This is a genomic window from Sutcliffiella horikoshii, from assembly GCF_019931755.1.
In the GTDB taxonomy this organism is placed as follows: domain Bacteria; phylum Bacillota; class Bacilli; order Bacillales; family Bacillaceae_I; genus Sutcliffiella_A; species Sutcliffiella_A horikoshii_E.
Genome location: NZ_CP082920.1, coordinates 1 through 15,215, shown reverse-complemented (window position 1 = coordinate 15,215; position 15,215 = coordinate 1). Strand labels below are relative to the sequence as shown.

The 15,215-nt window shown below is 38.1% G+C and carries 21 protein-coding genes; 3 read left to right on the top strand and 18 right to left on the bottom strand.

From position 1 onward, the window contains the following. The first annotated feature begins 34 nt into the window (after window positions 1–34). On the top strand, window positions 35–259 hold the full coding sequence (locus tag K7887_RS22125; RefSeq protein ID WP_223493795.1) for a helix-turn-helix domain-containing protein: 225 nt from the start codon (window positions 35–37) through the stop codon (window positions 257–259). A gap of 325 nt (window positions 260–584) precedes the next feature. Here the strand turns inward: K7887_RS22125 and K7887_RS22120 are convergent, their stop codons facing one another. Further along, the gene (locus K7887_RS22120) at window positions 585–1,127 is read right to left on the bottom strand and encodes a type II toxin-antitoxin system PemK/MazF family toxin (RefSeq protein WP_223493793.1); all 543 of its coding nucleotides are present in this window, start codon (window positions 1,125–1,127) and stop codon (window positions 585–587) included. 641 nt (window positions 1,128–1,768) lie between these two features. On the opposite strand from K7887_RS22120, the gene K7887_RS22115 reads away from it, so the two are divergent. Further along, window positions 1,769–2,155 carry an endonuclease domain-containing protein gene (locus tag K7887_RS22115; RefSeq protein ID WP_223493785.1) on the top strand — a complete coding sequence of 129 codons (387 nt, stop codon included), beginning with the start codon at window positions 1,769–1,771 and terminating at the stop codon, window positions 2,153–2,155. 938 nt (window positions 2,156–3,093) lie between these two features. Here K7887_RS22115 and K7887_RS22110 read toward each other — a convergent pair. From K7887_RS22110 to K7887_RS22080, 7 genes are all read right to left on the bottom strand, one after another. Next, window positions 3,094–4,803: a phage tail protein gene (locus tag K7887_RS22110; RefSeq protein ID WP_223493778.1), complete on the bottom strand. Its 1,710-nt coding sequence runs from the start codon at window positions 4,801–4,803 to the stop codon at window positions 3,094–3,096. Between the two features lie 3 nt (window positions 4,804–4,806). Next, complete coding sequence (locus K7887_RS22105; RefSeq protein ID WP_223493776.1) at window positions 4,807–4,983, bottom strand: hypothetical protein; 177 nt, start codon at window positions 4,981–4,983, stop codon at window positions 4,807–4,809. 335 nt (window positions 4,984–5,318) lie between these two features. Further along, complete coding sequence (locus tag K7887_RS22100; RefSeq protein WP_223493774.1) at window positions 5,319–5,972, bottom strand: hypothetical protein; 654 nt, start codon at window positions 5,970–5,972, stop codon at window positions 5,319–5,321. Continuing rightward, window positions 5,959–6,156: a hypothetical protein gene (locus K7887_RS22095; RefSeq protein ID WP_223493772.1), complete on the bottom strand. Its 198-nt coding sequence runs from the start codon at window positions 6,154–6,156 to the stop codon at window positions 5,959–5,961. The genes K7887_RS22100 and K7887_RS22095 overlap by 14 nt, the downstream gene beginning before the upstream one ends. A gap of 18 nt (window positions 6,157–6,174) precedes the next feature. Then, window positions 6,175–6,747 carry a hypothetical protein gene (locus K7887_RS22090; RefSeq protein WP_223493770.1) on the bottom strand — a complete coding sequence of 191 codons (573 nt, stop codon included), beginning with the start codon at window positions 6,745–6,747 and terminating at the stop codon, window positions 6,175–6,177. A gap of 23 nt (window positions 6,748–6,770) precedes the next feature. Further along, a complete protein-coding gene (locus K7887_RS22085; RefSeq protein WP_223493768.1) occupies window positions 6,771–7,298 on the bottom strand; it encodes a hypothetical protein in 528 nt (175 codons plus the stop codon). After that, a complete protein-coding gene (locus K7887_RS22080) occupies window positions 7,288–7,470 on the bottom strand; it encodes a hypothetical protein (RefSeq protein ID WP_223493816.1) in 183 nt (60 codons plus the stop codon). The genes K7887_RS22085 and K7887_RS22080 overlap by 11 nt, the downstream gene beginning before the upstream one ends. Before the next feature lie 131 nt (window positions 7,471–7,601). Between K7887_RS22080 and K7887_RS22075 the strand changes: the two genes are divergently transcribed. Then, window positions 7,602–8,426 (top strand): hypothetical protein, encoded by an 825-nt coding sequence (locus tag K7887_RS22075; protein WP_223493814.1) that lies wholly within the window; start codon window positions 7,602–7,604, stop codon window positions 8,424–8,426. A 453-nt stretch (window positions 8,427–8,879) separates the two neighbouring features. On the opposite strand, the gene K7887_RS22070 is transcribed toward K7887_RS22075, so the two are convergent. The 10 genes from K7887_RS22070 to K7887_RS22030 all read right to left on the bottom strand — a co-directional run bounded on the left by K7887_RS22070 (window position 8,880) and on the right by K7887_RS22030 (window position 15,088). Further along, window positions 8,880–9,329, bottom strand: coding sequence for an ArpU family phage packaging/lysis transcriptional regulator (locus tag K7887_RS22070; protein WP_223493812.1), 450 nt, complete (start codon window positions 9,327–9,329; stop codon window positions 8,880–8,882). Window positions 9,330–10,335: 1,006 nt separating this feature from the next. Further along, window positions 10,336–10,578: a hypothetical protein gene (locus K7887_RS22065; RefSeq protein WP_223493810.1), complete on the bottom strand. Its 243-nt coding sequence runs from the start codon at window positions 10,576–10,578 to the stop codon at window positions 10,336–10,338. A 323-nt stretch (window positions 10,579–10,901) separates the two neighbouring features. Next, entirely contained in the window at window positions 10,902–11,027 is a 126-nt protein-coding gene (locus K7887_RS23000; protein WP_263290363.1) for a hypothetical protein, read from the bottom strand. 4 nt (window positions 11,028–11,031) lie between these two features. Then, window positions 11,032–11,205, bottom strand: a complete 174-nt coding sequence (locus K7887_RS22060) for a hypothetical protein (protein ID WP_223493808.1) — start codon at window positions 11,203–11,205, stop codon at window positions 11,032–11,034. Window positions 11,206–11,216: 11 nt separating this feature from the next. Further along, a complete protein-coding gene (locus tag K7887_RS22055; RefSeq protein ID WP_223493806.1) occupies window positions 11,217–11,387 on the bottom strand; it encodes a helix-turn-helix transcriptional regulator in 171 nt (56 codons plus the stop codon). 287 nt (window positions 11,388–11,674) lie between these two features. Beyond that, window positions 11,675–12,085, bottom strand: a complete 411-nt coding sequence (locus K7887_RS22050; protein WP_223493805.1) for a helix-turn-helix domain-containing protein — start codon at window positions 12,083–12,085, stop codon at window positions 11,675–11,677. A 19-nt stretch (window positions 12,086–12,104) separates the two neighbouring features. Further along, entirely contained in the window at window positions 12,105–12,641 is a 537-nt protein-coding gene (locus tag K7887_RS22045) for a DUF3967 domain-containing protein (protein WP_223493803.1), read from the bottom strand. 287 nt (window positions 12,642–12,928) lie between these two features. Continuing rightward, a complete protein-coding gene (locus tag K7887_RS22040; protein ID WP_223493801.1) occupies window positions 12,929–13,615 on the bottom strand; it encodes a replication-relaxation family protein in 687 nt (228 codons plus the stop codon). Continuing rightward, the gene (locus tag K7887_RS22035) at window positions 13,612–14,772 is read right to left on the bottom strand and encodes an FtsK/SpoIIIE domain-containing protein (protein WP_223493799.1); all 1,161 of its coding nucleotides are present in this window, start codon (window positions 14,770–14,772) and stop codon (window positions 13,612–13,614) included. The genes K7887_RS22040 and K7887_RS22035 overlap by 4 nt, the downstream gene beginning before the upstream one ends. Before the next feature lie 4 nt (window positions 14,773–14,776). Continuing rightward, a complete protein-coding gene (locus tag K7887_RS22030) occupies window positions 14,777–15,088 on the bottom strand; it encodes a hypothetical protein (protein ID WP_223493797.1) in 312 nt (103 codons plus the stop codon). Between the last annotated feature and the right edge of the window lie 127 nt (window positions 15,089–15,215).

Here is a 15,215-nt window from a genome sequence, read left to right as displayed (position 1 = left end):
TGCTATACAAAGGTTTAAGGGGAGTTGTTGAAGCATGTGGGGAATAGGGAAGCCACGTAGCAGATTGGGGAAATGGCTGGACAGAAGGTCAATTGATCAGCAAGCATTAGAAAAAGCCTCAAAGGTTAGTCATAAGACTATCTCCAAGGCTTGTAATGAAAAGGATTATGTTCCGAGTCCAGGGGTTATGAAGAAGATTCTAAAAGCCGTAAGACAAATAGATCCTGATGTGAAGATGAACGATTTTTGGGATATGTAATATCCGAATGGCGCACTTATACACTCTGAAAAGTGTTGTGCTAAAACCTTATGGTTTCCGTCAGGCGTGTTGTAAAATGAGACAACGTAAAAAGCCACCCTACAATTAAGAGGATGGCTTTTCCTTTTGCCATGCAAAGCATAGCCAGTTACATAATTTTTTTGGACCGCATTAAGCGTAGAGCTTAAAGGGCATTATTTTAAGTGTTTCTGTTGTTGTATCATTTTATGCACTAATAGTGCGTTGCATGAGCAATAATACACCAAAAATGTAACGCTTTGCAACACTTTTGTTACATTTTCCTCAATTTACCTTCAAAATCCTGCTATTTAGTGTACATTTGCTTGATTTTCTCGTCGATTGCATCCAATTGATCTTCTGTCAGAACAACCGTTGCCTCTTTAGAAACTCTTGGTTTGTACACACGAATTTTGCTTACTGGTCGCATTTGATTTAAAATCGCGAAGGCTTCTTTTTCATTCAGCCCCTGCAAATTCCCTAAGTACACTTCATCCTGGTGCAGGTCATCTTGGGTTTGCCCTTCTTTAAGTGATGATAAAGGAACTACGTTTAAAACTGAATTGCTTTTCTTATCTTTTTTAACCACCACAGCATAATGCATACCACCGTATTCAGCACCTACATTGAATCCAAAATGAGCCAAAACTACTTCCCCACGTTTATATTTCTTCAAGCGTAAAGGATTGAAATTTTGCTCCCACACTAGGTATTTATTCTGTGTCTTTAACCATTCGAGAAAGATTTCCCCGCGTTTTTCTTCCATGTTCTCAATTACATTTTGAAGATTACGCAGTTGTTTGTTCATTTCAGTAACTAATTCCTTATTTTCATGTAACTTTTTGCTCATAGCTCTCCCCCATTTCCTTAGCAAAATTTAATGTATCATAGACCCAGGGGAAATTGTTGAAATTTGTTATTTTTTTGAAATAGATTATCACATAGTGCCCATTTACACACCGCCTGGTGGAATGGGTAGCCTACGGAGGAAAATAAACAACAGCGACAAAAAGCCAGCAAAAAAAGAATAGTCCCTGATTTATCGAACGTTCCAGACAAGCAAAGACTAATGGATCTCATGAGAAGGGAACATGCTGAGGGAAGCAAGAGGTATAGAATATTGTTTAGAATGATGTAAGGTAGCGTCTAGGTAATTATTCCCACTCATTAACATTTTTTGTGGTAAGCTTGTATTGTAACTCTAACCCATACCTCTGACCGTCCCTCCACAGTTTTCACCGGACGGTCATTTTTTTTATTTTTTTTTTGCATTTCATGTATAAAACCTTTCAAAGATGGGCACCGGTCCGCCTTCGCTCGCTTCTCTCACTCGTCTTTCCTAACAGGATTAAAAAACCACTCGCACCAGCGTTTAAAACCCCATTACTTTGATAACCCTATAAAGATACTTAACTTGATAGCAACTTTGGTAAATAAAATATACGATAATTTGTCCTTACATCATTTCTACCAAGGTTTTGAGGTGGTAACATGACAGGCTTTATTGTAATTTCAAGCTTCATCCTAATTTTTATTTTCGGCATGCTGCTGGATCTCCGTTTGCGTGGTGGGCCGTCCACAGGATGTGAATCACCGATTGAAAGCAAATTATACGATGCTCTTACCTTTAACGGCTTCGAAGTAGAAACACAAGTACCATGTGGAAGGTATCGCATTGACCTAGCGCTTCCAGGGCACCGTATAGCCATAGAATGCGACGGGAAGCCTTATCACTCTACCCCAAGCCAAAAAGCCCATGACATGCGAAAAAACGCGTATCTGAGAAAGCATGGATGGAAGGTTCTTCGGTTTTCAGGGAGATCCATACATAACAATGTGGGGAATGTGGTAAGGAAGGTACAAGAGGTTATAAAGTAGCATTCCATAAAATGGACTACGAAAAGTGGACTCTGAGTCAACATTTTGGTTGCCGTTCATCATGAATGTTGTGTACAATGAACACAAAGGTAACAGTCTGTTACCCTATGAATGATATTTATTAAATAAAATATACTAAAAAAAGAACCAGAAGTGCGCGAACACTCTGGTTTGAAGGTTGGACCAAATTACATTTTAGAATGTACGGTTAAGCCCCGTAATCCCGTTGAAAAGCCTCCCTACATCATAGAGATGCCAGTCTCTAGTAGGGTGGCTTTTCTCTTTCTATTTTAAAGCTAAAGTTACTACTGCTGCTATGGCTGTAAACAAAATCGCCATGAATGTCATTGCTGTTAAAACCAGCATCCACGTTTCAAATGGTTTCATCCGCAGCCACCCCCGTTTCTTTTCAAAAACTGGGGCTTCACTTTTCACCCTACTATGCAATTGATCACATGACCTATTATAACAATATTGTATCCCTTTCGAAAAAAAATAAGACATTTTTAATATTTTTTTAGATTAAAAGTCAAATTTTGAATTGTTTAATCGAAAAATAAGTTATTAAAAATATCTTAAATTGCCTTTCACTAACTAAAAGTTACTAAAGGAAAATCGCTACACTCTTACTCTCCCAACGGCTTCAGCCCGAAAGTTATTTTAGTTATCGGTGTTTGGGTATTAACTCTACTAATATATATATTTATTTTTTTATTTTTTAAATTAATAGAAAACCCAATAACTAAAGTAACTAATAAACAATAAAAAGTGACTTAAACCCTTGGTACTACTGGTTTTTAAAGATAAAATAAACAGTTATTAAACTAACTAAATCGTTATTAAAGACCCCTAAATAGTTAGTGAATGAGCTTTTTTAAAATTGTTTAATAACTAAAATTGAAAAAGAGCCCTATAAAAGCGACTCTTAAGAACCTTTATTAAATTTTGATTCCTTTAGTAAACAAGTTCATAGACAATTCTTTTTCCATTAACATATCTATGTCCTTATATATCTGTTCAGCAATGGTATATCCATTCAAGTCAATTTGTAAATGAATTGGTCGATTAGAATTACTCGCCGTACCTCCACTGCCTGTGTTTGGCTTCATTTCGCCTACCACATTATTCATGAGTCCTCTCGCATCAGGTATTTTAGATTCTGCCCCCTCTAAAAATCCATCTAGCATGTTAGCCCCCCATTTAACAATGTGGCGACCTTCTCCCTCTTCTGCCGGGGAATTAAATCCTAAGAAGCTTTTCACATTACTCATGACACTTGATGCTGCTTCACGAACTTTACCGATCATGGCCGTGATACCGTCAATAAATCCTCGAATCATATTCTGACCCCAACGAACCGCATCAGATTTTAATCCAGAGAACCAATTTCCTAAATTCGTTCCTATAACGCTTAAAGAGCTTGAGATTGAGCCCCAAACACCTTTTACTACTGAAACAACGGCATCCCACACGCCACTCCAAGCTTGTTTAATTCCATCGCCCATTCGCTTCCAGTCTCCGGTGAATAATCCAATAAAAAAGTTTAGTAGGCCCTTTACTACATCGAATGCTCCGCGAACCACTCCAATGATCATATCAAAATAGATTTTTGCGATTTTTAAAATGTCCGCTCCGAATCTATCCCACAATCCCTTCACCAAGCTAACAAAAGCACCGACAAGTTCCTGAATTAGACTGAAATACTCTTTGTAGTTATTAAACATTTCCGTGATTAATGCCTTGTTATTGCTAACCCAAGTTACAATATAAGCGACAAAAGCCTTAAAGCCTTCCACAAGGCTATTTATCTGCCCCTTATTATCGGAAACCCACGCTTTTACATACTCCACGAAAACACCAATCCACTGCATGGACTGTTCAACAAAATTTTGAATGTGTGGGGCAATCTTCATGACTACATCCAAGAACATTTCAGCTATTGGTACAACTTGAACCCCTAACATCATGGCAAAGTGTCCGAACCTATCTTTAAGCTCTTCAACCTTAATCCTGAAGTTATTGGCTTTATTCAAGTCATCCTCACTCACGATATTTGCGCTATCTTTTGCCTTTTGCATAGATTCGGCGCCCATATCGACAATAGGAGCTATATCCTTCCAGGCTCCACCGAGTAGATCCGTACCTAATTTTGCTCTTTCCGTTGTATCATCCACACCGGCCAACGCTTCAGTTATAGCATTCATTCGTTCATCAGCATTCATACCCATTAATTCTTCGTAACTAAAACCTAATGCTTCCGCACTTTCTGCTGCTTTCCCTGTACCTTCACTCATGGTATCAAGGGTTTTTGTTAGTTTTTGAGAGGCGTTTGTCATTGCATCGGTGGATACTCCAGCAACCTTGGTTACTTTCTCCCAACGCTGTATTTCATCTGTGGACATACCAGTGATGGCTTTTAAATCTAATAACCGGTCTGCTGCTTGTCCGCTTTTACTAGCTAGTCCAAATATAGCTCCTCCAGCTGCTAACGCGGCCGTTCCCACTGCAAGACCCATTTTTCCTACTGTAGTTGCTACACCCATAAACTTACTTCCAAGACCTTCAGCCTTTTTTTCTGTTTTACCTATGCTGTCGTTGGCTTTGTCGGAATCAACCATGATTGAGCCCATTAGCTTAAAAATTTCCAATTTCTACCACCCTTTAACTAGCATAATAATTACATAAATAATGATTGGTAGTACTCCAGCAATCATGAAAGAAAAATCCTTTAACATCAGACCTTTTTTCATGTTTGCTACTACACTTCCGGCCGACATTAAAATCAACATAAACAGTGAATAAACACCTAAGATTGTCAAAAACATCATTTTCCTCCTAATAAGATATCCCAGGAATGAGGGATTCCTAGGATACTTTGTTTTTTATGGGGCTATTTCGAGGTAACTCCCTTAAGTCTCTTTCTCAAAGCATTTTTCCGTTTCTCGCGAAAGACTGGATCCTTACGCGTTAATTCATCAATTTGTTTCCTTCTGTACTCCAGGTATTCAGGAGTATTGGTGCGAAGGAGCATACTTCCAGACATGGCTATCACCTCCTTTCACACCCCTCTTCAGATTCGAAAAAGTCGCTCTCTATTAAGACCCGCTCCCCTTCGGTCCTTGTGAATTAATTCCAAAATTTAGGAAGGTGGCGGGGGTCTAAACTAATTTGTATCTTTGTTCTTGATGCCAAAATACTCATTGGCCACAGCTACAAGAAACTCACCGTAACTTTTACTTGCATCAATCCAAAAACCAAATTCCTTTCTTTCTTCAATTGGATCGTGAAACTTATCAGTGAGTTTCTTTCTTAGCTCATGGTTGATCTGTCCGTTGAAGTCAAACTTCCTCAACGCTTCTTTCTTTTCTTCTTCCTGCTTCAGCTTCTCTTTGCGTTCGGTGTTCTCCTTAAGTGCTGTTGTGTAAAGGATGTACCGCGCATACTCATCTACAGATAAGCCTAGATTGCTAGATTCTTTCTTAAGTACATTAATAGTTTCCTGATCATATTTAACTGAGATGGTGTAGCTCTCAGTCTCAAATGGTTCCACGACTAATTGCTCGAGTGACTTACGATTCTTGATAGCAGCCTTTAAATATCCCTTGCGTAATTCATTAACTTCAAAGTCCCAAATAGCTTTAGTTAGTGGTTCAAGCTCTCCATGGATTCTCCAGTCACATGGGACTGAAACGATAAGTGCTTTTTCTTCTGCTTCCTTCTTCTTTGCCAGTGCAGCCTTTTCTTGAAGTTCTCTTATGGGTCTTAATCTTTCTTCCTCTTCTACCTGTCTTAAAGCTGTGTTATCAACGATTTTCATGATTATCCTCCTTGTTCTTAGCCTTTTCGGCTAGCTCTTTATACCGTGCAGCAAGCTTTTGTTTCTCTTCTTTCTTCTCCTGCCACTTAGGTTTGTTTACATTGCTATTAGAGTGGTTAGTCTGGCTCCTATCCCTGTTCTTAGAAGGTCGATAGAAACCATTCGTGACAAACTTAACGCTCACGACTATAACCTCCAGTTCTTATTTGTAATTCTTCTGCAGATACTCCGACAGCTCTTCAACTACTAGATGCTCAATCTCTATATCCTTGGAGACCTTGTGCTTCTTCTTAATCGCTTCACGCATTTCATAAGGTAAGACCACCTGTACAGGTAGTTTCCTGCGCTTCTCATGCTCTAAATTGACTTGTTTAAGCTTCTGTCCTTTGTTCTTGCGATAAGCTTCTAATTTGGTCTTAGCTGAGGTGTAGATGATTGACCTGACATATTCACCTATTGATAACTTGGCTTCATGAGCTTCTGTTTCTAGCTGGTCAAACATTTCCGGTGTAACCGTAATCCCGGTCCGGAAACCCGTTAGTGTCCCGTCCACAAGCTCAAGTGATTTTAATTCTTTTCGATTATCAAGAAACTCTTTGTTCATCCCTGTGTGATTGAAATATTGGTTAGCTCTGTAGCAACGTCTGATAATGTCCGTTTCATACAGGCTGTGCATAAAATCAATTGTTTGCTTAGGTGCTGCCTTCTTCTCAGATTTCTTATCACTCACATAAGTCGGTTTAAAGTTGTCTTCATTTTTACGATTAACTTTCATGCCATTCCCTCTTTTCATTTTGTTTAGGAAGCTTCACTCTTTAAATCAATTCCGATGATATAAAACTTGTTTTTAGTTCCTCTCTTCACCTCATAACCTAAGTTGCGTATTGCCTTATAAAATGCCCTGTTGCTAACAATAGAAAGATCCGCAATCCCTAATTTATTTTGAAATGCATCATACACAGTGCCGGCCTTCGCTTTTAATTCTGGTGAAGTAATACATTGTTGTTCTATAAAGTCATGAACACAGTTCAAGAAAGCATCTTCTTTCTCTTGGTCATTCCAACTGATAATTAATTCAACTGCCTTTTCCTTATCAATTTCTCCTTTGATAAAGTCGTAGGCTATCCCAAACCAGTGATCACTGATGAATGTACCTTCTTTTTCCTCCGGCATTCCTACAAGCGTTTTAATGCTATCCCACAGGTTATCTTCCACAGTTTCGAAGCTGACGAGATCCACGCCTACACTTTTGAGAAGACTCTTCTCTTGATGAACTACTTTCATTGATTCAAGTAAACATTCAACAGATTGAGTTTTAGGATTCATTTGCAGCAACCTTTCTTTTAGCATTTTCGATAGCGCCTAAAATTTCTTTCTTCTTCTGAGGTGACAAGCTAGATCTAAACATTCTAAAAACCGTGTTCTCATGTACACCTAGTTCTGCAGCTATTAACCAGGCTGGAAGTTTGCCTTTTGCCTTCCGCAAATCCTCATTCATAACAATCACGAAAATTTCCCTCCCTTTGTGGTGGTGTTGGTGTTATAATCATCTTATAAGAAAAACTAGACACAAAATATAAAAATACGTCTAGTTTTACGTCTAAATTATAAAAAATGAGGTGTTTTTTCGTGAAAAATCAATTTATTTCAGACCTGACAGAAGAAATTGGTACTTTAACTGAAGTAGAAAGCATGAATTTTAAATACTCTTTGTATGAAATTGAGGAATTACATGGAGAAAAGTTCATTGTGGGTAAAGGGGAACCGGAATTTGTATCTAAGAGAAATTTAGAATTTGATGGAGTGGAACTACTATTTTCTTTGATTAATTTAATTGACGAGGATCTTCCAGAGTTTTTAGACGAGGAATATCTAAATCCGGTAATTAAAGACGAAAACATTTTAAAATGGGTTGAAAAATACGGCATACCTTATCGCGATCAAGAATTAAATGCTCTCCTAAACGAAAAAAAATGGAGAACGAATGTCCTCCACATTGGCTTTTTTAAATATAGTGTAGCTTCACTTGTTGAGACATTTAATCTCTGGAAAGCAATTTATCAAGATAACCAGGCAGAAATAAAGAAATACAAGCGCGCTGCCACTATGCTTGAATCTATAAAACTTGAATCACCCGATAAAGATGAAAAAGACATTTTAAAAGAAGCCCTAGCGATCACAGTTGGAAGTAAAGCCAGTGTAACAATTAATTTTGCATATAGTCCTGATACAAAGAAAAATCACTTTGTTTTAGAAGCAAACTCTATTCTTGATATTGCTTATTACCAATTAGCAGCTCTAATGACTAAGCCACCCTCTGAAAGCAAAGAAAGCATGAAAAACTGCAAAAAGTGTAATTCCCTCTTCTGGGCCAAACACAAAAATGCAAAATACTGTTCAAATCCTAGATGCAATCGAAAAAATGATTATTATCACCGAAATAAAGAAAAATAAAAACCATATCCGCCTTAATTGGTGGAAAATGGTTTTTTATTTTGGGAAATTAATAATTTAATTAAATAAAAATAAATTAATTTTTTAATTAAATTGGAAAATACAGGATAAAATTAAGTTTTTTTTAATTAAATTTAATTAGCTTGAAAAAATTCGATAACCCTTTCGTGTTTCGAAACATCAACTAGAAGTGTCTTCATCCTTAGAGCCACAAGGGATTTACTAATTTACATTTTTTAGTGGGTTATCGAGGTTATCGAATTTCCTAGTTCCGTTCCCACGAAAAATTAATTAATAAAAAAATATATATAAATATAAGTTATAGTAGTTTAACCAAAAAATAAGTAATTTCGATAACCCAGTAACCCTTTAGGGGTCAAAACCCTTGATATGACTGGGTTTTAGTGGGTTATCAAACTTTTTAATTCGATAACCCACCGATAACCCTTTAAATTAAACTGGAATCCGTCCACACAATTCATGTGGATCCAAAAGCCCCAAAGCCAAACCAAAATTAAGCAGCATTCGTGGTTTGAATTTCTGATGATAAAAAGTTTCGCTCATTCCTAGCTGATTATAAACCTCATAATCATAGAGCTCCTCTTCCCCCAGGTAACGAAGAATAATTCCCTTACGTTCACTTTCTGCAAGTTTATTTAAAGCTTTCTGGAATTCATTTATATAATTTTCTCTTTCACGGTACTGATCTACACGTGTGATGGCTATCTCTTCTGTGGAGGAATAAAAGTCATTGTTGTTGGATGGAGGTACTAGCGAGTAAGATGCGGTGATTTTTGGCTGTTTTTCTAATGGAAAAGTCAATAAACACATTCTATAGGTGTCTATAGCTCCTTCCACAGTCTTTTGTATTTTTTTCTTTGATTTTAAAGGGATTTTCAGCATAGAATTGACTTCAACTCCTCCAAGTATTTAAAGAAATACATCCTCTTGCAATTGCATTGCTGCAGGCGCACTAAGCCTCCTCCTTATTGGTTTCCATTTAGGAAACTCTCCCTCTCTCTAACTTACACTTTCTACAGGAAAATAGTAAAGAAAAACTAAAAGGGGGTGCTTTCTTGTATAGATCTTTACTGTTTTATAGTTGAGGTCCCTTTAACCCCAAACTTTTTAAGAATTTTTCTACTGTTTTTGAGGATTTTACTTGACAAGGTCTTACGATTTTTGACTTAATCGGGTTTGACACGAGGACAACGTAAGGCATAGAGCGACTACCTACAAAGACGAAAATAAAAAAATCGTCGATGTAAGTAGTAGCACGTCATACTTAATCTGGGAATAACGAGGTATCCGCAGTGTATCCCTATTAACGCTAGAATCTCTTCTAAACAAGCCTACTGTTTCAAGTAGCCCTTACAGTTCAGATTTGTAAAAAATCCTCTGTGGCTTGTCCTACGCGCCCTTGAGCGCCTACCCTTCCTAACGACAGCACTAACGTAGCTTTCACGATTCAGAGATAGCAGCAATAGGGAGCTACCATTCTCCTAGTCTTATTTACTGCATCGGCCAAGACTTAACCTGTTCAAGTTTAGTTTCACAACGTGTGTTAGGCATTCCACGTTGCAGAAAAACAAAAAAAGGCGTACTTTCCCTATATTCTCAAACTGATCACAGCCAGTTGATGAAAATAAGGAAAATACACCTTTTGCCTAATTATGTAGAAAACTAGAAAAACTTAACGGTTGAATTTTTATATGTAAACCGTTAGAATAGGCTTATCTGAATAAGGTTTTTTTCCTGTTGTCGCTGTGGTAGGTGGAGAACAGGGTAAGTCATCCCGTTAGTGCCTGAGAAACACTAACATATGGGATGGCTTTTTTTATTTATCCGAGCTATTAAGTTAGTAATCATTGTAACTCTTAAAAATCAGAAATTCAACAACAAGTACATTTTAGTATTTTGATAGATGATTGTTTTTACGGTTTTTCTGAAATGCTTTTCTAACGATCCAGTAGCAATAAGCATCTAATACCGTGGAAGAATAGATGCCTGTTAGCATATCATAATGCTCATCTACTATGACAGAACCATCTTCAGTCACCCGAAGAACTTCCCAGATGTCCCCCGTTTCCCCACATTGCACATCTTCTCCCACTTTCGCAGCTCTATAAATCCGAAATGCTTTTAACCCCATTAAACTAACCTCCTTCTTAATTAGCGTTATTCATAGTTATCGGCCATTTAGGAAGGCTGTCCAGTTGAAAATCACTTACAACCAGTTACAAATTGGAGAAAAAGACGGAGAATGACTTGTATAATTATTATCCGTACATTATCCATGAAATTATTATCTAGAAGCCTTTAATAGCAATGCTTCAAGCCAGGTTTAAAGAAAGTGCATTTTCTGTTGCTAATTTAGGTCTTATAACAAAAAAAGAAGCCAATAAAATTGACTCCTTTACCCTTTGAAAAATTGAGGAAATTCTGTTATAACTAAGTTATTCGTATTAGTAGTAGTTAGCGCGTACAGTTGCAGCTGTGCGTGCTTTTTTTGTATATACCGGTTCCTACAAGTAGTGTACCGTCTTTCATTTCGATAATAAGCCCCTTTGGCAACAAGTCTGTATAGGTGATCTCGTGCATTTAATCACCCCCTTTCATTCTCTTGGTTGAATCCAGGTACATTCTTTGTAAAATTTAGATGCATATCATTTATTGCCGCTTCGATTATAAGTTGACGATTTCCCCCTTCTGAGCCGATTTTTTCGAAATATCGCATTAAATCTTCTATTTTTTCTTCTGTTTCAGGCTTAAACTTCACTCTTTGCACTCCTATTCGATTCCCTTATTTTCTTTAAGCCAAGCTTTCACATCTTCTAAGTTATAACGAATGGTTTTATAGCCATACTGGTTAAAAGGCAATCCTTCTTTTCTCCATCTCCATAATGTTGTATCAGAGACTTTCAATTCTTGCTTTAATTCTGTAGCAGTTAATTCCCCCATTTGCTCTCACCTCCTGTTTTTATTATATTATTCCTTTCAAATCATTTCAATACATTTCAAATACTAATTTTTCGACAAAAAAAGACATCCTATTGTGGAAGGATGCCTGGAATCCTGTTTATGCAGGATTTTATACATTATTTTGTTCGTTATGATGAAAATTATTAGGGGAAAACTTACGTTTTATTGAGACTGCATAAAAATTGCATAAAACTTTAGAAAACTAACCCTTCAAACCCTTGTCAGGTCTGCTAGTTCCTATTAAGACAATTATGTAAACCTAATATTTATACGGTCTTTTTCACCTTCTGAAGCCACTGAAAAAACGCTTCTCGGGTGACTTTCTTGTGTCTTCCGATTCGGACTAAAGGAAAGTCCTTTTGCTCCATAATATCATAGGCTTTTCTTAAAGAGATATTTAACACTTCAGAAATGACCTCCGCTCCAAATACTAACGGATATTCATCATGTAAGGTGTTGCCCTCCACAGTTGAAGCAGGCTCAACGGTTGAAACAAAGTCCTGGTGAATCATGTGCCCCTGACCGATTAATAATGTCGTCCTAGAACAACTGGGACACTTGAGCTCCTCTTTCCTATCCGCTTCCACACCAAATCTAGAAACTACCCCAAAAACTGATGAACAGTGTTCACACCGATAAGAGTAAATCCCCTCTGTCTTTTTTATATAAGGATCCATCCTTTTTACCTCTCTATCTCTAATTACCGAACAACTTACTCCACCAAGTCTTTTGTTCCTTCTCTTCTTCTTTAACCTCTTCTTTGGCTGCAGCTGTCTCCAGAAGTTGTTGTTTAGTCTCCTGGACCTCCCTGATCATGCTCATGAGGTTTTTGTCCCTAGCATCCATCCGAGATTCTATATATTTTTGCTGTTCATTCAACCGTTCGACTAGTTGTTTATTAAACTCTTGTTGCTGTTGTAACAAGGATTTTATTTCGTTTAACTCCTGTTCATATTGTGGACCAGGTGTTTTTTCTTCTTCCTCAGCCTCTGCATTCTTTGGGATCTCATGACTCTTGGCCAGCTTATCCTTAATTTCATGCTCCTGAAGTTGTTTAGCGTAGCAATCTTTAATCAGCTGGATAGCCGGAATGCTACTTTCATGGATGAACTTCGTGTTTCCTTCAAGCTTCGTGTTTAGATAGTCCTCGTACTGCAGCAACCACCGGCGCAATGTATTACGGTTAATAATTAATTGTTCCGCCACTTCAGACGCACGTTTATACTTGTCCATTCGTTCGTTCACCATCCTTTCACTCGATTATAAGAGAAAAGATTTCACTTGGGAAGATAAAACAAACGGTGGATGGTTAAATGAACGTAAATAAACAGAATGCATTTAAAATAAACCAAAATAAACTAAATTCCACACTCCAAAGTCATAGGGTCAAACTCATAGGGTAGGTATATGAACTTGACCCTATGAATGGACTCATATACTTAAACCCATGCCGGGCACAGGATTTCACCCGCTCCAGAACTCCAACTATTTAAGGTTTTGGAACACCAAAAAGACCCTTTTTACAGGGCCTTGTATCTTAGATTCCCAGAGTTAACTTGAATCCCTGTGGAGGGTTCCTGTTTTACCTGTTTAGGAGGGTGAACAGGTGCTAATCCTTCCACAAACTCTTCTACACTTGGCGTTTGAATTATTTTTATGACAGAGCTCTCAATGTTGTACCTGGTATCTGTGATCATGACTATCCGGGGGAAAATAGGTTTTCGCTCTTTCGGCTGCCATGCTTCATTTTTCCATTCCTCACTATGGTAATAAGCTTCATACCGTTTAATCTTCTCATTCATCATTCGTTCACTATAAACAGACCGCTGGATTTCCACAAAGAAAGGCCTTTTCTTAAATCTCATGAACGCATCCGGCTCCATAAACCCTTTTCCGTATTTCGGCTCCACTATAAATGTGTGAGGATCTTCATACTTTTTTATTTGCTTATAGAAATCGACTATTCTCAAGAAATGTGGAATTTTAGTTGAGTCTTTTTTAATTGGGGCCGGTGCTGAAAAATAAATAAACGGCTGCTGAGAAGTATTAGCTTCTATGTGACAATCTCTCCTCAACCGTTTTAAAACCGTATTACAACATGTGACGGGATTTTTTAAGTTGCTGAAATGAAGTTCTATAATGTCATCCCTTGTAAGGCAACGAAAACGGGTCAAATCGTTTAAAATTGCTAAATCACGCTTTCTCATTCGTCTAACTCCCCCCAATCGTCAACCCGCTCCAACTCTTCGCACTCTAGGGGCTCGTTTTTGGCTTCTAAGAGGTTTTCTTCTCCTTGAACCTTATACCCCTCTAAAATCATTTTTGCACCCTCAATGGTCAAATATGGAGCCTGTATCTCCTTTAGTTCTCGTTCGCTCTGAATTTTCAGTAACATCCTACCTGTTTGCTCTAATTTCTCTGCTCCGACCTTATCAATTACTATTCTCGAGTTAATTCCATCAGCTGAACGAAAGGCCATTCGAACAGTTAGATTAATTTTGAGCTTTCCGTCCAAAAGTTTCGCATCCGGTCTTTGCATGGACAGAATGAGAAAGACCCCAAGAGCCCTCCCTATGCTGCTGATCTCTTCCACAATCTCCATGCATTCTTTTTCCTTCTTCAGCAAAGCCACCTCATCTATGGCCAGAATAATATACGGTTGCTTTCCGGGAACATCGTCAATATGTGAAACCTCATGCTTTAATAAGAGCATTCCGCGCTTCTTCATGAGTTTTTTAAGCCCTAATAACGTTGTTTTAAGACCTACTGCTTCCGTATCGAAACTTTTCACATGCTCCACCTTTCGAAAGATGTGGAAGTCTCCAAGCTTCAGGTCACATAAATAGAGATGGAGATCCTCCGGTGGTAGATGCTGAATGAGTGTTGTAATAATGGACCTTGCTTGTGTAGACTTACCGGACCCTGTTTCCCCCGCGATTAGCAAATGAGGATTTTTCACCATGTCGTAAAAGTAGAACGCTCCGTTTGTATCTAATCCCACAGGAATAGGCAACTTACCTTTTAATTTCATAGCAGCATAATCATATTTCACTTCATTCGGGAACTGAGTCACAAAAACAGTAAGTGTAAATGTTTTTATCTCTCCTTTAAGTTCGATACTTTTAGAAAAGAATTGCTGGAACACGTACTCTTTCTTTTTCAGTATTTTAGGATCCACACCATAAGGAAGGGTGAACACATATGTTAGCGTTTTGCGTTCATAATTAAACCGGATATCGTTTATTTTCGGGTATCTGAACAGCCTTTGTTCACCTGTTTTATGTGGGATGCCAATCTCTCCGGCCTTAAAGGCTTGTAGCAGCTGTCCCTTTGCCCGTTGCTTGACTAACCATTGTTTGACCATCTGATCAACCCCACATCATAAATGGATTAGTCATGATGAAGTACACCAGTGCCACAAAAAAGATCATAGGACAAATAAAAGCTATGGCTTCCGAAAGATACTCCCCTAGATGAAAAAGGCTACTGCCGACCAAGAACTTCTCCAAAAGTACAATCGCTAGAAATCCACCGGCCACCGCTAGGACCGTTGGGTCAAACATAGCCCAAGGACTAACCGTAATCAGGCTATAAAGCTTCGTTTCTTTCTTGACCTTAATATCATGCTGACGTCTCATGAAATCCTTATAGTTCACCGTCTCCACACGCTGTCTGAACATGTGCTGCACCCTCTCTACACTCTACTTTGGTAGCTACCATGTTCTAGGCTATGCGCCCCTGGTTGTCCATGTTGTGTAATTTTTTTTCGCTTTTGTGTATTTATTTTTCGGTATTGGTCAAAGATGC